The organism is Pseudomonas sp. AM14(2022), assembly GCF_036346455.1.
Classification (GTDB): domain Bacteria; phylum Pseudomonadota; class Gammaproteobacteria; order Pseudomonadales; family Pseudomonadaceae; genus Aquipseudomonas; species Aquipseudomonas putida_A.
Genome location: NZ_JAOTNY010000003.1, coordinates 369758 through 390474, shown reverse-complemented (window position 1 = coordinate 390474; position 20717 = coordinate 369758). Strand labels below are relative to the sequence as shown.

Sequence of the window (20717 nt, the reverse complement as noted above, 5' to 3'; positions counted from 1 at the left end):
CCTGCCGCTTTCGCGAGCAAGCCCGCTCCCACAGGGAAATGCATTCCCAATGTGGGAGTGGATTTTCAATGTTGCCAGGGTTTGAGTGCCTGTGCTGATTGATGCATCACGGCGTCTGCCGCCTTCGCGAGCAAGCCCGCTCCCACAGGGAAATGCATTCCAAATGTGGGAGCGGGCTTGCTCGCGAAGGCGTCAGTTCAGGCACCATCACTCCCGGGATTCGACTCCCAGTTCATCCCACACCGACTCCGCCAGATGAAACGTGGCATTCGCCGCCGGGATCCCGCAATAAATCGCGCTCTGCATGATCACTTCCTTGATCTCGCTCCGGCTCACACCGTTGTTGGCCGCCGCACGCAGATGCAATTTCAGCTCGGCCTCGCGGTTCATCCCGATCAGCATGGCGATAGTGATCAGGCTGCGCGTGTGCCGAGGCAGGCCCGGGCGGGTCCAGATGTCGCCCCAGGCGTGACGAGTGATCATCTCCTGGAATTCCGAGTTGAACTCGGTCAGCGCATTCAGGCTGCGGTCGACGTGAGCATCGCCCAATACCGCACGGCGTACTTGCAGGCCTTCGTCGTAACGTTGTTTCTCGTCCACAAAAACTTCCTCACTGAGCGTTCAGAAACGCCAACACACGATCACTGAAAGCGGCACCGGCCTGCACGTTGGACAGGTGCGCGGCATAGAACTCGGCGTACTCGGCGCCGCGCACATGCTCCTGAATGAAATGCCCACCAGACGGTGGCGTTACCGCATCTTCGGTACCCGCGATGACCAGCAGCGGTAGGTTGATCGAGGCCAGTTGCTCACGGAAATCGGCATCGCGCACCGCCGCGCAATTGGCCGCATAACCTTCAGGCGAAGTCGCCGCGAGCATGTCGGTGATCTTCTTCGCCGCGGCCGGATTGGCCGCGGAAAAATCAGGCGTGAACCAACGGGCAATCGACGCATCACGCAATGCGACCATCGCTGCCGGGCCATCACGCAACACGGTTTCGATGCGCGGATTCCACACCGACGGATCGCCGATCTTCGCGGCGGTGTTGCACACGATCAATTTGTGCAGACGATGACCGGCATTGATCCCCAGCCACTGGCCGATCAAACCACCCATCGACAGTCCGCAAAAATGCGCGCGCTCGATATGCAGCGCATCGAGCAAGCCGAGCACGTCGCGGCCCAGTTGCTCGATGCTGTAAGGCCCCGGCGTCACCAGCGACTGGCCGTGACCACGGGTGTCGAAACGCAGCACCCGGAAATGCTCGGTGAATGCTGGCATCTGCGCGTCCCACATGTGCAGGTCGGTGCCCAGCGAGTTGGACAGCACCAGCACCGGCGCATCGACCGGGCCTTCAATAACGTAATGCAGTTCGCCATCGGCGAGTTGAACGAAAGCCACAGCCCTCTCCTTTCAGACAGACAATGCGTTGTGTTCGGCCACCGCGCGCTCGACCCAGTTTTGTGCCTGGCCGAGGTAATGCGCGGGGTCGAGCAGATGATCCAATTCGGTGCTGCTCAGTTCGGCGGTCACTTGCGGCTCGTCGCCGAGTACCGCACGCAGGTGGCGCTGTTCGGCCACCGCGCGTTTGCAGCATTGTTCGAGCAGGTGATGCGCGGTGTCGCGACCGACCCGCTGCGCGAGAACGATGCTCACCGCTTCGGCCAGCACCAGCCCTTGGGTCAATTGCAGATTGCGCGCCATGCGCTCGGCATCGACTTCCAGACCATCGGCCAGCAGTCGCGCTTGTTGCAGCGCACCGGACACCAGGCAGCAGATGTCCGGCAGGGTTTCCCATTCGGCATGCCACAGCCCGAGGCTGCGTTCGTGCTCCTGCGGCATGGCGCTGAACAGCGTCGAGACCAGCCCCGGTACCCGCGTCGCCGCGCCGATCAACACCGCTGCGCCGACCGGATTGCGCTTGTGCGGCATGGTCGACGAACCGCCCTTGCCCGGCGCCGACGGCTCGAACACTTCCGCCGCTTCGGTCTGCATCAACAGACTGACGTCGCGCCCGAGTTTGCCGAGGCTGCCGGCGATCAAACCAAGCACCGCGCCGAACTCGACGATGCGATCCCGCTGGGTGTGCCACGGTTGTTCAGGCAAAGTCAGTTGCAGCTCTTCGGCCAACGCCTGGGCGATTGGCAGCGCTTGCTCGCCGAGCGCCGCGAGGGTGCCGGAAGCACCGCCGAATTGCAGCACCAGCAGCCGTGGCTTGAGTTCGCGCAGACGCTGACGGCTGCGGGTCACCGCGCCGAGCCAACCGGCGATTTTCATCCCGAGGGTGACGGGCGTAGCGTGCTGCAGCCAAGTGCGCCCGGCCAGTGGCGTCGTCGCATAACATTTGGCTTGGGTGGCGAGCGAATCGGCGAGCGCTGCCAGATCGTTTTCAATCAGCTCCAGCGCCTGCCGCAATTGCAGGACCAGCCCGGAATCCATCACGTCCTGACTGGTAGCGCCCAGATGCACATAGCGCTCGGCCTCGGCACTGCTCGCGGCGATCTGTTTGCCCAATGCCTTGACCAGTGGAATCGCCGAGTTGCCGGCCGTGGCAATCGCCTCGCCCAGCGCCGCGAAGTCATACAGACCGGCATTGCAGGCGGCGGCAATCGGCGCCACGGCAGACGCCGGAATCACCCCGACCCGCGCCTCGACCCGGGCCAGCGCCGCTTCGAAATCGAGCATGGCCTGCACCCGGCCCTGATCGCAGAACACCTCGCGCATATCGCGGGCCGTGAAGTAGGCATCGAACAATTGATTGCCCGGTCGCTGAGTCATAAACAGTCCTTGCCGGCGCGGGCCATCGCGGCCCGCGCTCATCGGTTTACAGATCGTGGTGCAAGTACGCCGCCTGTTTCGGCAGGCGCAGGCTGAACAGGAACGCCACCGCCATCATCACCGTGACGTACCAGTAGAAGGCGTTTTCCATGCCCCCGGCTTTCAGACTCAGGGCCACGTATTCCGCCGAACCGCCGAAGATCGCGTTGGCCACCGCATAGGCCAGACCGACGCCGAGGGCGCGGACTTCCGGCGGGAACATTTCGGCTTTCACCAGGCCGCTGATCGAGGTGTAGAAACTGACAATCGCCAGCGCCACGGTGATCAGCACAAAGGCCAGAATCGGGCTGCTGATGCTTTTCAGGCTCAACAGGATCGGCACAGTGAACAGCGTACCGAGCGCGCCGAACCAGAGCATCGAATTACGTCGGCCGATCTTGTCGGCGAGCATGCCGAACAGCGGCTGCATGCACATGTACAGGAACAGCGCGCCGGTCATGATGTAGCTGGCGGTCTTGGCGTGCATGCCGGCGGTGTTCACCAGGTACTTCTGCATGTACGTGGTGAAGGTGTAGAAAATCAGCGAGCCACCGGCGGTGTAACCGAGCACGGTGATGAACGCGGCTTTGTGATCACGGAACAGCGCGCGGATGCTGCCGGCGTCCTTGTTCTCGCGCATTTCCTTGCTGGTGGTTTCTTTCAGGGAGCGACGCAGGAACAGTGAAATCACCGCCGCCACCGCACCGACCACAAACGGAATCCGCCAGCCGTAAGCACGCAGTTCATCTTCACTGAGGAACTGTTGCAGGATCACCACCAGCGACACCGCCAGCAGTTGCCCGCCAATCAGCGTCACGTACTGGAACGAGGCGAAAAAGCCGCGCTGGCCCTTGAGCGCGACTTCACTCATGTAGGTGGCGGTGGTGCCGTATTCGCCACCCACCGACAGGCCTTGCAGCAGCCGCGCGAACAGCAACAGCAGCGGAGCCCAGACGCCGATGCTGGCGTAAGTCGGCAGACAGGCGATGAGCAGGGAGCCGAAGCACATCATCAGCACCGAAATCATCATCGAGGTCTTGCGGCCCTTCTTGTCCGCCAGCCGCCCGAAAATCCAGCCGCCAATCGGGCGCATCAGAAACCCGGCAGCGAACACCCCGGCCGTGTTGACCAGTTGCACCGTGGGGTTGTCGGAGGGGAAAAACGCCGGGGCGAAATAGATCGCGCAGAAGGCGTAGACGTAGAAGTCGAACCATTCGACCAGGTTGCCGGACGAGGCACCGACAATGGCGAAGATGCGCTTGCTGCGCTCTTCGCCGGTGTAATGAGCGGTGGTAGTGGTCATTGTTTTTTACTCTGAAGGGACAGGTGAGAGTCTAGACACACTTCGCAACAGTCCCGTTCCACAGATACATCCACGAGGCATTACACAACCCCTCCTCTGAAAGAGGGCTTTTGTGGCGAGGGGATTCATCCCCGATCGAGTGCGCAGCACTCGCAAATCCAGCAGACGCGGCGTGTCAGTTTCACCGTGAACTCCGGTCTTGGGGCTGCTTCGCAGCCCATCGGGGATAAATCCCCTCACCACAAACTCACTCCAATGGAACGAGGTGCGATCAATAATCGAAGAACACCGTCTCAGCCTCAGTGCCCTGCAAAATCACATTCCACTGATACACACCCGCCGCATCCGGCTTCGCCAGCAACGTCCCGCGGCGCTCCGCCGGCACACATTCCAGCAGCGGATCATTGACGTTCGCCGGATCGCCTTCGAAGTAGATGCGTGTCAGCAAGTGCTTGACCAGACCACGGGCAAACACCAGCACCACCAGATGCGGGGCCTGGGTCGAGCCCTTCAGGCCTTCGACCGTGCCCGGTTTGATCGTGGTGAAACGGAAGCGCCCTTCGGCATCCACCGGCACCCGGCCAAAACCTTCGAAATGCGGGTCCAGCGGTTTGTCCTGCTCGTCTTCCGGGTGCGCGTATTTGCCGGCGGCATTGGCCTGCCAGACTTCGAGCATCGCGTCGTTGACCACATCGCCGTTGCCGTCAACGACTTGGCCGGTGATCGCCACGCGCTCGCCGAGGGTTTGTTCGACCGCGAGGTTTTCGCGGTTCAGCCAGGTCAGGCCGATGTGATAGTACGGCCCGACGGTGTGGGACGTGGTGGCAGTCAGCGTCATCTTATTTCTCCATCGGCGTGGCGTCGCGGCCGCGCAAGACGATGTCCCAGCGATAGCCGAGGGCGTAGGACGGAATGGTTTTTTCCAGATCGAAAGCGGCGATCAGACGCTCTTTCGCGGAGGTGTCCGGCACGCAGTTGTAGATCGGGTCGTAGGCCAGCAGCGGGTCGCCGGGGAAATACATCTGCGTCACCAGACGGGTGAGGATGCTCGGCCCGAACAGCGAGAAATGGATGTGCGCCGGGCGCCACGCGTTGTGGTGGTTCCCCCACGGATAGGCGCCGGGCTTGATGGTCTGGAACTGATACCAGCCATCGGCGTCGGTCACGGTGCGGCCGGTGCCGGTGAAGTTCGGGTCCAGCGGCGCGTCGTGCAGGTCGCGCTTGTGGTTGTAGCGACCGGCGGCGTTGGCCTGCCAGATCTCCACCAGAATCCCCGGCACCGGCAAACCGTTTTCGTCGAGCACGCGGCCGTGAATGATGATGCGCTCGCCCAACGGCTCGCCGTCGTGCTGCGCGGTCAGGTCGTTGTCTTTCTCGGCGACGCGTTCGGCACCGATGGTCGGGCCGGTGATCTCCGACAACGAATGCGGCAGAAACACCAACGGCTTGGACGGCGAGCGCAGGTTGGTGGATTGATACGTCGGGTGCAGGTATTCAGGCTGGGTGCCTTCCTGCGGACGACGGTAGCCAGGCTTGTCAGTCATTTCGCTTTCCTCAGTTCTTATCAGTCGACGCGCTGCGTCAGACGCGTTCGATGGCCAGGGCCAGACCCTGCCCGACGCCGACGCACATGGTCGCCAGACCTTTCTTGCCGCCGGTCTTTTCCAGCTGATGCAGCGCCGTCAGCACCAGTCGCGCCCCGCTCATGCCCAACGGGTGGCCCAAAGCAATAGCGCCACCGTTCGGGTTGACCTGCGGCGCATCGTCCGCCAGACCCAACTCACGCAGCACCGCCAGGCCTTGGCTGGCGAAGGCTTCGTTGAGTTCGATCACATCGAAATCGCTGACCGCCACGCCGAGACGCTCGATCAGTTTGCGCACCGCCGGCACCGGGCCGATGCCCATCACCCTAGGTGCAACACCGGCGCTGGCCATACCCAGCACTTTGGCCCGTGCTGTCAGGCCGTGTTTTTTCACCGCTTCCGCCGACGCGAGAATCAGCGCGGCAGCACCGTCGTTGACCCCGGACGCGTTGCCGGCGGTGACAGTCTTGTCCGGGCCGTTGACCGGTTTGAGTTTGGTCAGCGCTTCAAGCGTGGTGTCGGCGCGTGGATGCTCGTCCTGGCTGACCACGGTTTCGCCCTTCTTGTGGGCGATCCGTACTTCGACGATCTCCTCGGCGAAATAGCCCGCCGCTTGTGCAGCAGCCGTGCGTTGCTGACTGCGCAGGGCGAAAGCGTCCTGATCGGCACGCGACACTTTATAGTCGTCGGCGACGTTGTCGGCGGTTTGCGGCATCGCATCGACGCCGTACTGGGCTTTCATCAGCGGGTTGATGAAACGCCAGCCAATGGTGGTGTCTTCCAGTTTCATGTTGCGCGAGAACGCTGCGTCCGCCTTGCCCATCACGAACGGCGCGCGGGACATCGACTCGACGCCGCCGGCAATCGCCAGCTCCATCTCGCCGCTGGCAATCGCACGGAAAGCAGTGCCGATCGCGTCCATGCCCGAAGCGCAGAGACGGTTGAGGGTCACGCCCGGCACGCTGTCCGGCAGACCCGCCAGCAGCAGCGCCATGCGCGCCACGTTGCGGTTGTCTTCACCAGCCTGGTTGGCGCAGCCGAGGAACACTTCGTCGATCGCGTTCCAGTCCACCGAAGGATTGCGTTCCATCAGCGCCTTGATCGGCACGGCGGCCAGATCGTCGGCGCGCACGGCGGACAAACCGCCGCCAAAACGGCCGATGGGGGTGCGAATCGCGTCGCAGATATACACGTCACGCATCATGCTTCTCCCGGTGCCTGGCCGTGGGCGGCGGCGGTGCGCGCTTCGAGATCGCGCAGTGCAGTCAGTTCGACCTCGGTCGGTGCCGCCGTGGTTTCAACGTTGTCGGCAAAGCGGATCGCCCAACCGGTGGCGGCGACCACTTGCTCGCGGGTCACGCCCGGATGCAGGGCGGTGACCACGAATTCGTGGGTGCCCTGCTCCGGTTCCATGATGCACAGGTCGGTAATGATCCCGACCGGGCCGGCACCCGGCAGGCCCAGACGCTTGCGCGAATCGCCGCCCTCGCCATGACCGACCGAGGTAATGAAGTCGAGCTTGTCGACGAACGAACGCGCCGACTGCTTGAGGATGATCAACACGCTCTTCGCCGAACCGGCGATCTCCGGCGCGCCACCGGCACCCGGCAAACGCACTTTCGGCGCGTGGTAATCGCCGACCACGGTGGTGTTGATGTTGCCGAAACGGTCGACCTGCGCCGCGCCGAGAAAACCGACGTCGATGCGCCCGCCCTGCAGCCAATAGCGAAAAATCTCACCGGTCGGGACCACGGTGTCGGCGGTCTCCGCCAGTTCGCCGTCACCGATCGACAGCGGCAACACGCTGGGCTTGGCGCCAATCGGGCCGGATTCGTAGATCAGCACCACGTCCGGCGATGAGGTCAGGCGCGCGAGGTTGGCGGCTTTCGACGGCAGGCCGATACCGACGAAGCACACCGAGCCGTTCTTCAGGCGACGGGCCGCCGCGACGGTCATCATTTCATTGGTGGTGTAAGTCATTACTTGGCCTCCGAAGCAGCGGCCAACTTGGCCTGAAACTCGCTGAAGTCAGCGCAGCCATGGATGTATTCGTTGATCCACGCGGTAAACGTCTCACGGTCGCGGGCGATCGGATCCCACGCCTGATAGAAACGATTGTCGCGTTCGGTGTAACCGTGGGCGTAGGACGGATGCGCGCCGCCGGGTACGTGGCAGACCGCGCTCAAGGCCCAGGTCGGCAGCACGCAGGCGTTCATCGGCGCGTTGAGGTTGTCGACGATCTCCTCGACGGTGACGATGCAGCGCTTGGCCGCCAGTGCGGCTTCTTTCTGCACGCCGAGAATGCCCCACAGCAGCACGTTGCCCTGACGGTCGGCTTTCTGCGCGTGGATCACGGTCACGTCCGGACGCACCGACGGCACCGCCGCCAGCACTTCACCGGTGAACGGGCAGGTCACGGATTTGATCAGCGGGTTGACCTTCGGCAGGTCGGAACCAGCGTAGGCCCGCAGTACGGCGAACGGTAGGCCGGAAGCGCCGGCGACGTAGGCATTGGCCAGGTCGGCGTGGCTGTGCTCTTCGATTTCCAGCGCATGCGGCCATTGTTTCTCGACCGCATCGCGCAGACGGTGCAGCGAACCCACACCCGGATTGCCGCCCCAGGAAAAGATCAGCTTGCGTGCACAACCGGCACCGATCAGTTGGTCGTAGATCAGGTCAGGCGTCATCCGCACCAGGGTCAGATCTTTCTTGCCCTGCCGAATGATTTCATGACCTGCGGCTGTCGGAATCAGGTGAGTGAAGCCTTCGAGCGCGACGGTGTCGCCGTCGTTGACGAATTGCTTCACCGCGTCGTGCAGCGAAAGGATCTCAGCCATGGAGCAGGCTCCCGTTTTTGTAGTGAATCGCCAGTGATAAAAAGGCGCGAGGTTCAGCGCCGGAGTCACTGAAGATTAAGCCGCTGAAAATCGCCAAACAATCCGATAATCGACTGAGTGTTCGTTTATCGAACGGATTGTTATCACCCTATCAATCACAAGCAAAAGCTTCGCGAGCAAGCCCGCTCCCACATTTGAAATGTGTTTTCCCTGTGGGAGCGGGCTTGCTCGCGAAGGCGTCGGAACATTCAACGCAAATCAAAATGACTCGACTCAGGTCGCATCCGCATGACTGACCATGCCTTTAATCACCACGGCCGTCGTCGCCAACGCCGCCGGAATCACCAACGCCGTCAGCACCTGTTCGAAGTTCCAACCCAACCCCAGCAACGTCGCGCCCATCCACGCCCCGAGAATCGCGCCAAACCGGCCAATCCCGAGCATCCACGACACCCCGGTCGCCCGCCCCTGCGTCGGATAAAACCGCGCCGCCAATGAAGGCATCGCCGATTGCGCACCGTTGACGCACATCCCGGCCACCAGCACCAAGGTCGCGAGCAATGTGATGTTGCCCAGACTCTGCCCCACCGCGTAGGCAAACACCCCGGCCAGCAGGTAAAAAGTGCCGATGACCTTGTGCGGATTGAAGCGATCCATCGCCCAGCCCACAGCGACCGCACTCAACACCCCGCCGAACTGGAACAACGCGCCGATGAACGCCGCCTGCTCCATGCTCGCGCCGCTGTCACGCATCAGGGTCGGCAGCCAACTGGTCAGCAGATAAACGATGACCAGGCCCATGAAGTAGGTCAGCCACAGCAGCAAGGTACCGACGCTGTAGGTGCCGGAGAAAATCACCGCGAACACGTTGCGCGCCTTGACGGTTTTCTGTTCCGGCACGCTGAAACTCGAGGCCTGCGCGACGGTGACCGGATCGATTGGCGACAAGGTCTTGCGTACTTTGTCGGTGCCGCGATTGCGCACCACCAGAAAACGCGCCGACTCCGGCAGCCAGAACAGCAGCACCACCGCGAGGATCAGCGGCAGGATCCCGCCGATCAGCAGCAGGCTGTGCCAGCCGAACGCCGGGATCAGCTTCGCCGAAATGAAACCGCCACCGGCCATGCCGAGGTTGAAGCCGCAGAACATGCTGGTCACCAGCAAGGATTTCTTGCGCTCCGGGGTGTATTCCGAGAGCAGCGTGGTGGCGTTGGGCATGCCGGCGCCCAGACCGAGGCCGGTGAGGAAGCGCAACACCAGCAGTTGCTCGACGTTGGTGCTGTAGGCCGAGGCCAGGCTGAAAGCGCCGAACAGCAGCACCGCGCCAACCAGCACCACTTTGCGTCCGAAGCGGTCAGCCAGCGGGCCGGAACCCAGTGCGCCGAAGACCATGCCGATCAACGCGGCGCTCATTACCGGGCCCAGGCTGGCGCGGTCGATGCCCCAGTCCTGGGACAGTGCCGGCGCGATAAAACCCATCGCCGCGGTGTCGAGACCATCGAGAAATACAATCAGGAAACACAGGATCACCACCCGCCACTGATAGCGCGAGATCGGTTGGGCATTGATGAAGGTCTGCACGTCGAGGCAGTTACCTACAGCGGACTGAGGCTGGTTCATTATTTTTATTCCACGCAAAAAACGCAGTCGAACGGCGGCCGGCCAGAGAGCGGCACGGTCACAAGAATAGAAGATCGAAATCAGGCGTTGCGGTGAATCCGGCAACAGGGAATGGAGCTGAGACAGTCGGGGAGCATGCGCATGGTGAGTTGCCTCTTGTCATTATTATGGGAGTCGACAATCCGGCAGGCTCATTCAAATCAGCGCCGGATGACGCTGCCGCGACATTAATGATCCGGGGCTTTTAGCGTCAATTCGATAAACGCAACACTGTGCGTTTATCGAACAGCTTCATCAGGCGAACAACTGCGCGCTGAGGTCGCGGCTGGCACTGAGCAGGCCCGGCAGGAAGCGTTGTTCCAGTTCGGTACGACTGACGCGGCCGGCGTGGGTACTGACGTTGAGCGCCGCCACCACCTGACCCGACGCGTCGTAGACCGGCACGGCAATCGAACGCAGGCCTTGCTCGAGTTCCTGATCGACGATGCACCAGCCCTGCTGCCGTACTTCCTGCAGGCATTCGAGCAGACTTTCGGGGGTGTGCAGCGTACGGCTGGTCTTGGCCACCAGTTCAGCATGGTCGAGGTATTCGCGCAGCGAGGTGTCGTCCAGCGCCGCCAGCAGGATGCGGCCCATCGATGTGCAATAGGCCGGCAGACGCCCGCCCACCGACAGATCCACCGAGATCAGCCGTTGCGTGGTCGCCGAACGGGCGATGTACAGAATGTCGTCACCTTCGAGCGTGGCCATGTTGCAGGCTTCGTGCAGTTGCTCGCTCATGCGGTCGAGGTACGGCTGGGCCGACACCGCCAGCGGCGTCGACGAAAGATACGCGTGCCCGAGAGTCAGCACTTTGGGCAGCAACGAGTAAGTACGGCCATCAGTGGTGGCGTAACCCAGTTTGATCAGTGTGTGCAGGCAACGGCGCACGGCAGCGCGGGGAATTTCCGTGCGATGGCTGATCTGGGCGATGGTCAGGTGCCGCTTGCGCTCCTGAAACGCCTGCACCACCGCCAGGCCACGGGCCAGCGAGGTCATGAAATCCGGATCGCCGGTCAGCGCCTGGATGCGTTTGGCCGGCGAAGCGACGATCGGCGGCGCCACGGAGGTGAAGGAGTTGCGCATTTGATCGTTCATTTCTTGTCCTTGTTTCCGGCACGAATCAATGGCTATACAAGCGGCTCGCCAGCAGATGCACAAGAGTCGAGACGCCAAGATTGGGCGATTATCGAACCGCCGACCGATTATCGCAATTCATCAGCCGCTATCCTTCTTGGCTTCTTCATTCATTCACCTGCCTGTTCATCCAACTTCGCATGCCTCATTAGTTGATCGACTTAATGGCGCCAGAAACTGAACGCGAGTCCTTAAAAGGTTTCGGCGAATTTCAACTAGCGATAAAACTTGTCAGTAACAAAACGATCACACATCCCGAACCGTTTTTAACTTGGCAAAGATAGTCATTCCCGAATCGACCGCTATAATGCACCTCAGTGGCGCCACGTTTTCACTGGCCGAGGGTGCCGCCCGCTGACCCGATGCCTATTGCCGTCAGCCCGGCCAGCGCCTGACGCTCATTATTCATGCACCGCCAGCGCGCTTGCTGAAACAGGAAACTGATGCTGCGTCAGTTTTAATCTGGTGCCGTAGCCGCCTGCAACATGGAAGTCTTGATCGCCCTGCCGATAACGCCAATGCCTGAACCGGCATGGCCCTTTGGTGGACGTGTTCAATCGACTCGTTGCCGTGCGTTTCACCAGATATTTATCTCAACTCAAACAGGTAGCACTGTGACGAAAGACGAACTGCGCGCGGAACTTGAGCGCCAGGAACAACGTTACAAGGAAGTTTACGGCGGGGAAGTCACCACCTACGCCGCGCAACCCGAACCGGAACGCAAGGCATGGCGCAAACGCCCCACCGTTCAGGATCAGGTTTTCCAGCAAGAACTGAAAAAGATGGAAGAAGAACTCAAAACCGAAGAGCCCTGAACGGGCGATCCTGAGATTTTCGAGGGTCTGCGTCGCCACCGGCTAAAAGCACGGTGACCCGACCATGTCTTGCGCGCCCGCTATCCGCGGGCAGCGGCCCACCTCCCCCGGCCTGCACGGGAAAGGAGCGTGTCTGACTCGTTTCAGAGATATTTCACACAAACGTTTGAGGCCCCTGCGCGCTCGACAAAACGCCTGCTGCCTGAAAGTTTTTCCAACCCAATCAAGCACTTGAAAAACCCTGCAACACGCTCGGGCTTTGCACCTTGCAACAATTTAATTCGACATTGATTGCTACCGATGAGCAGGTAGGGGATCGATTTCCAGTCTTTTCTGGCATAATCGCGCCCCCTTATGACCGGGTCAGAAAACCTTCATGATCGATTTATTCAGCGGACTGGATGCTTGGGTGCTTGTGAGCCTCTTGCTCGCCCTGACGTTTGTCCTCGCCTTCGAGTTCATCAATGGATTTCATGACACCGCTAACGCGGTAGCCACTGTTATCTACACCAAAGCCATGCCGCCTCACCTGGCGGTGTTCTTCTCCGGTGTGTTCAACTTCCTCGGCGTGTTGCTGGGCGGCGTTGGCGTGGCGTATGCCATTGTTCACCTGCTGCCGGTAGAACTGCTGATCAATGTGAATACCGGCCATGGCCTGGCGATGGTGTTCTCGTTGCTCGCCGCGGCGATCACCTGGAACCTGGGCACCTGGTACTTCGGTATCCCGGCCTCCAGTTCCCACACCCTGATCGGCTCGATCCTCGGCGTCGGCCTGGCCAATGCCCTGATCAACAACATCCCGTTGGCCGACGGCGTGAACTGGCAGAAAGCGATCGACATCGGCGCCTCGCTGGTGTTTTCGCCAATGGCTGGCTTCCTGATTGCCGCGCTGATCCTGATCGGCCTGAAGTGGTGGCGTCCGCTGTCGAAGATGCACAAGACCCCGGAACAGCGCCGCAAGATCGACGACAAAAAGCACCCGCCGTTCTGGAACCGTCTGGTTCTGGTGATTTCGGCCATGGCCGTGAGCTTCGTGCACGGTTCCAACGATGGCCAGAAAGGCATCGGCCTGATCATGCTGGTATTGATCGGTATCGTGCCTGCGCAGTTCGTCCTCGACCTGAGCAGCACCACCTACCAGATCGAGCGCACCCGCGACGCGACCCTGCACCTGAGCCAGTTCTACAAGCGCAATGCCGATTCTCTGGGCGAATTCCTGGCCCTGGGCAAAAGTGTTGAAGGCGATCTGCCGGAGAAATTCCGCTGCAACCCGCAGCAGACCGAACCGACCATCAACGCCCTGCTTGGCACCCTTAAAGGTGTAGCGGACTACCATTCGCTGTCCTCGGAAAGCCGCATCGAAGTGCGTCGTTACCTGCTGTGCCTGGACGACACCGCGAAGAAAGTCGGCAAGCTGCCAGGCCTGGAAGCGCGTGAGAAGGCTGACCTGGACAAACTGCGCAAAGACCTGACCACCACCACCGAATACGCCCCGTTCTGGGTGATTCTGGCGGTGGCCCTGGCCCTTGGCCTGGGTACCATGGTCGGCTGGAAACGCGTGGTACTGACCATCGGCGAGAAGATCGGCAAGCAGGGCATGACCTACTCTCAAGGCATGTCGGCGCAGATCACTACCGCCAGCTTGATCGGTATGGCCAACATCTTCAGCCTGCCCGTGTCGACCACTCACGTGCTGTCCTCGGGCGTGGCGGGCACCATGGTCGCCAACAAGAGCGGCCTGCAGGGCGGGACTGTTCGCACTATCCTGCTGGCGTGGGTGCTGACCTTGCCAGCGACTGTGGCGCTGTCGGCTGGTTTGTTCTGGTTGGCGTCCAAAGCGTTGGGTAGCTGATAGACCGCTGCACATGAGAAAGGCGTGGTTCGTGAGGATCGCGCCTTTTTTTTTGGGTTTGGTTTTGTGAGCATATCCGTTGCTGCGGTAACGGCCTCCTATGGTTCCGCCCTTACGGCGGGTCACTTTTTCCAAACGCCGAAAAAGTAACCAAAAAGGCTTCCCCCGGCGTACGGCACTTCGCTGAGGCTCAGTGTTCCCTCGCTACGGCGTCCATCCGGGGGCATCGCCTCCGGTTTGCTTCGCTGCACCTCCTCTCGATGTATGCGGCTTCGCCGCATGGCGCTGCGCGCCTAACCCCCGGATGGACACCTACGCTCGGCCTGCCGAAGGGGCTGAAGATCAAAAGCCACATCAAGAGCCAGAGCAAGAGCCAAAGCCAAAGCCAAAGCCAAAGCCAAAGCCAAAGCCAAAGCAGATCAAAAGATCACAGCCTTCGGCAGTTCCTACAGGGGATTGGGTGTATTCAGTTTTGAGATTTGGTCGGCTGTCAGGCCGCCTTCGCGAGCAAGCTCGCTCCCACAGTTGGATGAGTGCATTCAGTCAGAGATCGGTCGGCTCGTAGGCCGCCATCGCCAGCAGGCTGGCTCCTACAGAAAAGCAAAAGCCGAGCGCACGCTTTTCCACCACTCAACACGATGAGCGTTAGCTCGAGTAAAGCTTTTGATCTGAGGGCCCGTCGGCAGGCTGAGTGGAGGGGTTTATCCGGGGGTGGGAGCGCAGCGACCGTTTGGCGCAGCCAAACACAGCGAGAGGAGGTGCAGCGAAGCAAACCGTAGGCGCTGCCCCCCGGATGAATCCCGCAGCGAAGGAACCCGAGCCTAAGCGAGGGCCGAACGTCAGGGCATAGACCTTTTGGTTACTTTTGGCTGGGCCGGCATTCCGGGCGTTTGCCAAAAGTGACCCGCCGTAAGGGCGGAACCCTAGGTGGCCGTTACCGCAGCAACGGATATTCACAAAGCACACCCAAAGTCTGGTCGGCCCAAAGGCCGCCAAGACACAAAAAAAAAGGGCAACCGAAGTTGCCCAAAATGCCTTGCGTGCTCATCAAACCCGGAAAGACCTACTTCTTGCGCTTATTCGCATCCTTCCAGATAAAAAATCCAAACCCTGCAAAAAACAGAACCATGAGCCCCACGGTCAGAACCCCGGCAAACACCACGTTATCGAAAAACATGACTGTGGCCTCCTGGCCCCTGCTTTGCTGCGATGGAGCTAAGTTAACCAATCGCGCAGGCGCAGAAATTGACCAGGATCAAGTCCGGTCAACACAGAAGGCAAAGGCGGGAAAATAACTGACCTGCATCAAAGGATGCAGGGGAAGATCAACGCTTTTTCGGTTTCTTTTTCGGCTTTTTCTGGGCTTTTCCCAACGGCATGGCTTGCTCGAAGGCCTTGCGCACTTCGTTCAGCCGCTTTTCGTTGAGATCATGCACACGCTTGGCGCGCTCGGTGCCGAGGTCGATCAGTTTTTCATCTTGGCTCATGACGTTCAGCGCATCACTTGAAGAAAACACAACTGCCGCATCAGAGGCAGGACTGCGCCAATCATGCAGCCTGACGCCAGCGCTCGACAACAATTGATGTAAATAAGCAGACTCAGATCTCGATATCGACCCACAAGCCCTGACGCGGCTGATCTTCCATCAGCGGCACCACCGGCACGGTGTTGTCGGCATTCAGCTCGGTGCCCGGCACGGCCAGATGCTCTTCCGGGTCTTCGTCGGCTTCGCGACGGCGACGATCACGCTCCTGCCGGCGACGCTGTTCTTCGCGCGCCAGCAGTCGATCCTCTTCCGGATCGCGCTTTTGCAGATCGATCGTGCTTTCGTTGGAGCTCTCCTGCACCGGCACCACCGGAGGAATGTCCGGCCGCTGGCGAATCGGATCCTGCTGGGAAGTGATCGGCACAGCGCTCAGGGGGAGCATCGGTGGCAGCATATAAAGGGTCTCCTGTCAGCAGGCTATCGGCTGCGGCAAAGGCGCCTTGAGCCATCCGTCGCAAATCTGTGATCGGGTTGGCACTGCAGGAGCTGCCGCAGGCTGCGATCTTTTAATCGGACATCACAAAACTCAAGTGTTTCCAAAGATCAGAAGATCGCTGTCTGCGGTAGCTTCTGCCCAGTAATCTTTGGCCCTGAAGCCTGCATTCCGTTAAGATAGCCCGCTTTTTCAAGGTGGGAGTCAGGCAGCATGGCGCAGCAGTATCAACCGGGGCAACGCTGGATCAGTGACAGCGAAGCAGAGCTTGGTTTAGGCACCGTTCTGGCACAGGACGGCCGCTTGTTGACCGTGCTTTACCCGGCCACTGGCGAAACCCGCCAGTACGCGCTACGGAATGCGCCCCTCACCCGCGTACGGTTCTCGCCGGGTGACACCATTACTCACTTCGAAGGCTGGAAGATGACCGTGCGCGAAGTCGACGACGTCGACGGGCTGATGGTCTATCACGGCCTCAACGGGCAGAACGAAGCCGTCACCCTGCCGGAAACCCAGCTGTCGAACTTCATTCAGTTCCGTCTGGCCAGCGATCGTCTGTTCGCCGGGCAGATCGACCCGCTGTCGTGGTTCTCCCTGCGCTACAACACCCTGGAACACACCAGCCGCCAGTTGCAGTCCTCGCTCTGGGGCCTGGGCGGCGTGCGTGCGCAACCGATCGCGCACCAGTTGCACATTGCCCGTGAAGTCGCCGACCGTATCGCGCCGCGGGTTCTGCTGGCAGACGAAGTGGGTCTGGGGAAAACCATCGAAGCCGGTCTGGTGATCCATCGCCAACTGCTCTCGGGCCGCGCCAACCGCGTACTGATCCTGGTGCCGGAAAACCTGCAGCACCAGTGGCTGGTGGAAATGCGCCGCCGTTTCAACCTGCAAGTGGCGCTGTTCGACGAAGAACGCTTCATCGAAAGCGATGCCACCAACCCGTTCGAAGACACCCAGCTGGCATTGGTTGCCCTGGAGTGGCTGGTCGAAGACGAGAAGGCGCAGGACGCCTTGTTCGCCGCCGGCTGGGATCTGATGGTGGTCGACGAAGCCCACCACCTGGTGTGGCACGAAGACAAGGCCAGCCCCGAGTACTCGCTGGTCGAACAATTGGCTGAAGTGATTCCCGGCGTGCTGCTGCTCACCGCGACCCCGGAACAACTCGGTCAGGACAGCCACTTCGCCCGTCTGCGCCTGCTCGACCCGAACCGTTTCCATGACCTGGCCGCGTTCCGCGCCGAGAGCGAGAACTATCGCCCGGTGGCTGAAGCCGTTCAGGAACTGCTCGACAAAGGGCGCCTGTCGCCGGAAGCGCACAAGACCATCCACGGTTTCCTCGGCAACGAAGGCGAAGCCCTGCTGACTGCGGTCAACGATGGCGATAGCGAAGCCAGCGCCCGTCTGGTGCGCGAGCTGCTCGACCGCCACGGCACCGGCCGCGTGCTGTTCCGTAACACCCGCGCCGCCGTGCAGGGTTTCCCCGAGCGCAAACTGCACCCGTACCCGCTGCCATGCCCGGACGAATACCTCGAACTGCCGCTGGGCGATCACGCCGAGCTGTACCCGGAAGTCAGCTTCCAGGCCCAGCCGGACGCCAGCGAAGAAGAGCGCTGGTGGAAATTCGACCCGCGCGTCGAGTGGCTGATCGATCAGCTGAAAATGCTCAAGCGTACCAAAGTGCTGGTGATCTGCGCCCACGCCGAAACCGCGATGGACCTGGAAGACGCGCTGCGCGTGCGTTCCGGCATCCCGGCCACGGTGTTCCACGAAGGCATGAACATCCTTGAGCGTGACCGCGCCGCCGCCTACTTCGCCGACGAAGAGTTCGGCGCGCAAGTGCTGATCTGCTCGGAAATCGGCAGTGAAGGTCGCAACTTCCAGTTCGCCCATCACTTGGTGCTGTTCGATCTGCCGTCGCACCCGGACCTGCTTGAGCAGCGTATCGGTCGTCTCGACCGGATCGGCCAGAAGCACATCATCGAACTGCACGTGCCGTACCTGGAAACCAGCCCGCAAGAGCGCCTGTTCCAGTGGTACCACGAAGCCCTGAACGCGTTCCTCAACACCTGCCCGACCGGCAACGCCTTGCAGCATCAGTTCGGCCCGCGCCTGCTGCCGCTGCTTGAAGAAGCCGACGACGGTGAGTGGCAAGCGCTGATCGACGAAGCGCGCACCGAGCGCGAGCGTCTGGAAGCCGAGCTGCACACCGGCCGCGACCGTCTGCTGGAGCTGAACTCCGGCGGTTCGGGCGAAGGCGATCAGTTGGTCGAGGACATCCTTGAGCAAGACGATCAGTTCGCCCTGCCGATCTATATGGAAACCCTGTTCGACGCGTTCGGCATCGACAGCGAAGACCATTCGGAAAACGCCCTGATCCTCAAGCCGAGCGAGAAGATGCTCGACGCCAGCTTCCCGCTGGGCGATGACGAAGGCGTGACCATCACTTACGACCGCAACCAGGCGCTGTCGCGCGAAGACATGCAGTTCATCACCTGGGAACACCCGATGGTGCAGGGCGGCATGGACCTGGTGCTGTCCGGCTCGATGGGCAACACCGCCGTCGCGCTGATCAAGAACAAGGCGCTGAAACCGGGCACCGTGCTGCTGGAACTGCTCTACGTCAGCGAAGTGGTTGCACCGCGTTCGCTGCAACTGGGCCGCTACCTGCCACCGGCCGCCCTGCGCTGCCTGCTCGACGCCAACGGCAACGATCTGTCGGCCCGCGTCTCGTTCGAAACCTTGAACGATCAACTGGAAAGCGTGCCACGCGCCAGCGCCAACAAGTTCATCCAGGCCCAGCGCGATCAGCTGACGCCACGGATCAACGCCGGTGAAGACAAGATCACCCCGCGTCACGCCGAGCGCGTGGCCGAGGCCCGTCGTCGTCTGGCGGCGGACACCGACGAAGAACTGGCGCGCCTGACCGCGTTGCAAGCGGTCAACCCGACTGTACGCGACAGCGAACTGGATGCGTTGCGCAAGCAGCGTGAACTGGGTCTGGCGATGCTCGATAAAGCGGCATTGCGTCTGGAAGCGATACGGGTGTTGGTGGCGGGTTAAGTCCCCTGCTCTACCGCTATAAATGAAGAGGCCCGCAGCGATGCGGGCCTTTTTGTTTGTCTGGTATTTATCGGCTGATGCTGATGGCCCTTTCGCGAGCAAGCCCGCTCCCACAGTTTGGAATGCGTTCCCATGTGGGAGCGGGCTTGCTCGCGAAGGCGGTTATGCAGTCGCCACAGAAACATCAGGCTCAACCACTGCCACCAACCCCTCCTTCATCCGCTGCGCATCGCGCACAAAACAGCGCGCCGCCAGAAACAGAAACACCATGGTGAAGAACAGCGCCACCGGAATCAGGTACATCGCGTCATGCAGCCCCACAGCCTTGAACGCCTCGGTCATCTGTTCGGCGCCTGCCGAAATCATCGCCGATTTGGCGAAATGATCGGACAAGGCCCCCACCACCACTGGCCCCAAGCCGCCGCCGAGCAGGTACAGCCCGGCAAAGAACAGCGCCATCGCCGTGGCGCGCAGGCGTGGTTCGACCACGTCCTGAATCGCCGTGTACACGCAGGTGTAGAAGTTATAGGCAAACAGCCAGCCGACACTGAACACCACGACGAACACGCCGATCTCGACCCGTCCGGCGTGCAGCGCCCACGCGGTGCACAGGGTCGAGATGATCAGGCTGAAGCCGGCAAACAGCAGCCGGCCGTTGGCGACTCGTTGATGAATCTTGTCAGCGATCCAGCCGCCGAGGGTCAGACCGATCAACCCGGTGACACCGACGATCACGCCGGTCGCCACCGCCGCCTCCTGCAACGGCATCAGGAAGTAGCGCTGCAGCATCGGCACCAGAAACGAGTTGCAGGCATAGGTGGCGAAGTTGAAGCACAAACCGGCCATCACCAGCCACAGGAATGTCGGCACCGCCAGCACCCGGCGGATAGGCTTGTCGACTCTCTCTTGGGACACCTGCACGGTTTCCGCCGCGCCGCGTTTGGGTTCCTTGATGAAGAACATGAACACCGCGAGGATCAGCCCCGGCACCGCCGCGATAAAGAACGGCGCGCGCCAGCTGTCGAAGGCCTTGACCATCGCGCCGATGGTGAAGAACGCCAGCAGCAGGCCCAACGGCAAGCCGAGCATGAAAATACCCATGGCCCGCGCCCGGCGGTGCGCCGGGAACAGATCACCGATCAGCGAGTTGGCGGCCGGCGCGTAACTGGCCTCGCCAATGCCGATGCCCATGCGCACCAGCAGAAAACTCCAGAAACTGCCGACCAGCCCGTTGACCGCCGTCAGCGCGCTCCAGGTCGCCAGGCCCCAGCCCATCAGTTTGCTGCGCGAACCGGTATCGGCCATGCGCCCCAGCGGCAGGCCGGCGATCGCATAAACCAAGGTGAACGCGGTGCCGACGATTCCCAGTTGAAAATCGCTGAGGTGCCATTCCATGCGGATCGGCTCGATGATGATCGCCGGAATGGTGCGGTCGAAGAAATTGAACAGGTTGGCAAGGAATAACAGGAACAGAATGCGCCAGGCATTCGCCGCTTGGGTCGAGTTCTGCATGGGTCCGTCTCTTTATTGTTATGTGGGCTTCACTGCCGACGCATCCGAGCCCGGAACCTGCAATCTAGACAGGCCTGCCGAGGCTGTCTGTGATCATTCGTCAGCCTGATAATGAGCCATGGCACTGTAAAGAAACGTAAGCCCTTGATAACACGGCAATC

18 protein-coding genes are annotated in these 20717 nt (G+C 61.2%); 3 read left to right on the top strand and 15 right to left on the bottom strand.

Features of this window, described 5'->3' with window-relative positions; all coding sequences use genetic code 11:
• Positions 1-207: 207 nt before the first annotated feature.
• The 11 genes from pcaC to pcaR all read right to left on the bottom strand — a co-directional run bounded on the left by pcaC (position 208) and on the right by pcaR (position 11298).
• A complete protein-coding gene (gene pcaC / locus V3W27_RS08610; RefSeq protein ID WP_027614399.1) occupies positions 208-600 on the bottom strand; it encodes a 4-carboxymuconolactone decarboxylase in 393 nt (130 codons plus the stop codon).
• A gap of 10 nt (positions 601-610) precedes the next feature.
• Complete coding sequence (gene pcaD, locus V3W27_RS08605) at positions 611-1402, bottom strand: 3-oxoadipate enol-lactonase (protein WP_135295112.1); 792 nt, start codon at positions 1400-1402, stop codon at positions 611-613.
• A gap of 12 nt (positions 1403-1414) precedes the next feature.
• Positions 1415-2779, bottom strand: a complete 1365-nt coding sequence (locus tag V3W27_RS08600; RefSeq protein WP_150370418.1) for a 3-carboxy-cis,cis-muconate cycloisomerase — start codon at positions 2777-2779, stop codon at positions 1415-1417.
• Positions 2780-2825: 46 nt separating this feature from the next.
• Positions 2826-4121, bottom strand: coding sequence for an MFS family transporter (locus V3W27_RS08595; RefSeq protein ID WP_041070509.1), 1296 nt, complete (start codon positions 4119-4121; stop codon positions 2826-2828).
• A 271-nt stretch (positions 4122-4392) separates the two neighbouring features.
• Positions 4393-4959: a protocatechuate 3,4-dioxygenase subunit alpha gene (gene pcaG, locus V3W27_RS08590; protein ID WP_003222412.1), complete on the bottom strand. Its 567-nt coding sequence runs from the start codon at positions 4957-4959 to the stop codon at positions 4393-4395.
• A 1-nt stretch (position 4960) separates the two neighbouring features.
• Positions 4961-5665 carry a protocatechuate 3,4-dioxygenase subunit beta gene (gene pcaH, locus V3W27_RS08585; RefSeq protein ID WP_027614394.1) on the bottom strand — a complete coding sequence of 235 codons (705 nt, stop codon included), beginning with the start codon at positions 5663-5665 and terminating at the stop codon, positions 4961-4963.
• Between the two features lie 37 nt (positions 5666-5702).
• Complete coding sequence (gene pcaF / locus V3W27_RS08580; protein ID WP_177408942.1) at positions 5703-6908, bottom strand: 3-oxoadipyl-CoA thiolase; 1206 nt, start codon at positions 6906-6908, stop codon at positions 5703-5705.
• Positions 6905-7684, bottom strand: a complete 780-nt coding sequence (locus tag V3W27_RS08575; protein WP_027614392.1) for a CoA-transferase subunit beta — start codon at positions 7682-7684, stop codon at positions 6905-6907. Before V3W27_RS08575 ends, pcaF begins: the two co-directional genes overlap by 4 nt.
• Positions 7684-8541 carry a CoA transferase subunit A gene (locus V3W27_RS08570; protein WP_003222404.1) on the bottom strand — a complete coding sequence of 286 codons (858 nt, stop codon included), beginning with the start codon at positions 8539-8541 and terminating at the stop codon, positions 7684-7686. Before V3W27_RS08570 ends, V3W27_RS08575 begins: the two co-directional genes overlap by 1 nt.
• A gap of 273 nt (positions 8542-8814) precedes the next feature.
• Positions 8815-10161 (bottom strand): MFS transporter, encoded by a 1347-nt coding sequence (locus V3W27_RS08565; RefSeq protein ID WP_027614391.1) that lies wholly within the window; start codon positions 10159-10161, stop codon positions 8815-8817.
• Between the two features lie 294 nt (positions 10162-10455).
• Positions 10456-11298 (bottom strand): pca regulon transcriptional regulator PcaR, encoded by an 843-nt coding sequence (gene pcaR / locus V3W27_RS08560; protein WP_007963153.1) that lies wholly within the window; start codon positions 11296-11298, stop codon positions 10456-10458.
• Between the two features lie 653 nt (positions 11299-11951).
• Here pcaR and V3W27_RS08555 point away from each other — a divergent pair.
• A complete protein-coding gene (locus tag V3W27_RS08555; protein WP_003222398.1) occupies positions 11952-12152 on the top strand; it encodes a hypothetical protein in 201 nt (66 codons plus the stop codon).
• Between the two features lie 376 nt (positions 12153-12528).
• The gene (locus tag V3W27_RS08550) at positions 12529-14004 is read left to right on the top strand and encodes an inorganic phosphate transporter (protein ID WP_003222397.1); all 1476 of its coding nucleotides are present in this window, start codon (positions 12529-12531) and stop codon (positions 14002-14004) included.
• A gap of 1063 nt (positions 14005-15067) precedes the next feature.
• Here V3W27_RS08550 and ccoM read toward each other — a convergent pair.
• The 3 genes from ccoM to V3W27_RS08535 form a co-directional block, all read right to left on the bottom strand.
• A complete protein-coding gene (ccoM, locus tag V3W27_RS08545; RefSeq protein ID WP_003222396.1) occupies positions 15068-15181 on the bottom strand; it encodes a cytochrome c oxidase subunit CcoM in 114 nt (37 codons plus the stop codon).
• A gap of 148 nt (positions 15182-15329) precedes the next feature.
• Complete coding sequence (locus tag V3W27_RS08540; protein WP_096797040.1) at positions 15330-15491, bottom strand: hypothetical protein; 162 nt, start codon at positions 15489-15491, stop codon at positions 15330-15332.
• Between the two features lie 112 nt (positions 15492-15603).
• Positions 15604-15945, bottom strand: a complete 342-nt coding sequence (locus tag V3W27_RS08535) for an aspartate-semialdehyde dehydrogenase (RefSeq protein ID WP_330206385.1) — start codon at positions 15943-15945, stop codon at positions 15604-15606.
• 252 nt (positions 15946-16197) lie between these two features.
• On the opposite strand from V3W27_RS08535, the gene rapA reads away from it, so the two are divergent.
• Positions 16198-19044, top strand: coding sequence for an RNA polymerase-associated protein RapA (gene rapA, locus V3W27_RS08530; RefSeq protein WP_150370417.1), 2847 nt, complete (start codon positions 16198-16200; stop codon positions 19042-19044).
• Positions 19045-19206: 162 nt separating this feature from the next.
• Here the strand turns inward: rapA and V3W27_RS08525 are convergent, their stop codons facing one another.
• On the bottom strand, positions 19207-20556 hold the full coding sequence (locus V3W27_RS08525; RefSeq protein WP_330206384.1) for a spinster family MFS transporter: 1350 nt from the start codon (positions 20554-20556) through the stop codon (positions 19207-19209).
• Positions 20557-20717: the final 161 nt, after the last annotated feature.

What these genes read in the sequence shown, in the direction of transcription:
- V3W27_RS08540 (WP_096797040.1), bottom strand. Translation starts at nt 15,491, where the DNA reads ATGAGCCAAGATGAAAAACTGATCGACCTCGGCACCGAGCGCGCCAAG.
- pcaR (WP_007963153.1), bottom strand. Translation starts at nt 11,298, where the DNA reads ATGAACGATCAAATGCGCAACTCCTTCACCTCCGTGGCGCCGCCGATC.
- V3W27_RS08565 (WP_027614391.1), bottom strand. Translation starts at nt 10,161, where the DNA reads ATGAACCAGCCTCAGTCCGCTGTAGGTAACTGCCTCGACGTGCAGACC.
- V3W27_RS08550 (WP_003222397.1), top strand. Translation starts at nt 12,529, where the DNA reads ATGATCGATTTATTCAGCGGACTGGATGCTTGGGTGCTTGTGAGCCTC.
- V3W27_RS08595 (WP_041070509.1), bottom strand. Translation starts at nt 4,121, where the DNA reads ATGACCACTACCACCGCTCATTACACCGGCGAAGAGCGCAGCAAGCGC.
- pcaH (WP_027614394.1), bottom strand. Translation starts at nt 5,665, where the DNA reads ATGACTGACAAGCCTGGCTACCGTCGTCCGCAGGAAGGCACCCAGCCT.
- V3W27_RS08575 (WP_027614392.1), bottom strand. Translation starts at nt 7,684, where the DNA reads ATGACTTACACCACCAATGAAATGATGACCGTCGCGGCGGCCCGTCGC.
- ccoM (WP_003222396.1), bottom strand. Translation starts at nt 15,181, where the DNA reads ATGTTTTTCGATAACGTGGTGTTTGCCGGGGTTCTGACCGTGGGGCTC.
- V3W27_RS08570 (WP_003222404.1), bottom strand. Translation starts at nt 8,541, where the DNA reads ATGGCTGAGATCCTTTCGCTGCACGACGCGGTGAAGCAATTCGTCAAC.
- pcaF (WP_177408942.1), bottom strand. Translation starts at nt 6,908, where the DNA reads ATGATGCGTGACGTGTATATCTGCGACGCGATTCGCACCCCCATCGGC.
- rapA (WP_150370417.1), top strand. Translation starts at nt 16,198, where the DNA reads ATGGCGCAGCAGTATCAACCGGGGCAACGCTGGATCAGTGACAGCGAA.
- V3W27_RS08600 (WP_150370418.1), bottom strand. Translation starts at nt 2,779, where the DNA reads ATGACTCAGCGACCGGGCAATCAATTGTTCGATGCCTACTTCACGGCC.
- V3W27_RS08525 (WP_330206384.1), bottom strand. Translation starts at nt 20,556, where the DNA reads ATGCAGAACTCGACCCAAGCGGCGAATGCCTGGCGCATTCTGTTCCTG.
- V3W27_RS08535 (WP_330206385.1), bottom strand. Translation starts at nt 15,945, where the DNA reads ATGCTGCCACCGATGCTCCCCCTGAGCGCTGTGCCGATCACTTCCCAG.
- pcaG (WP_003222412.1), bottom strand. Translation starts at nt 4,959, where the DNA reads ATGACGCTGACTGCCACCACGTCCCACACCGTCGGGCCGTACTATCAC.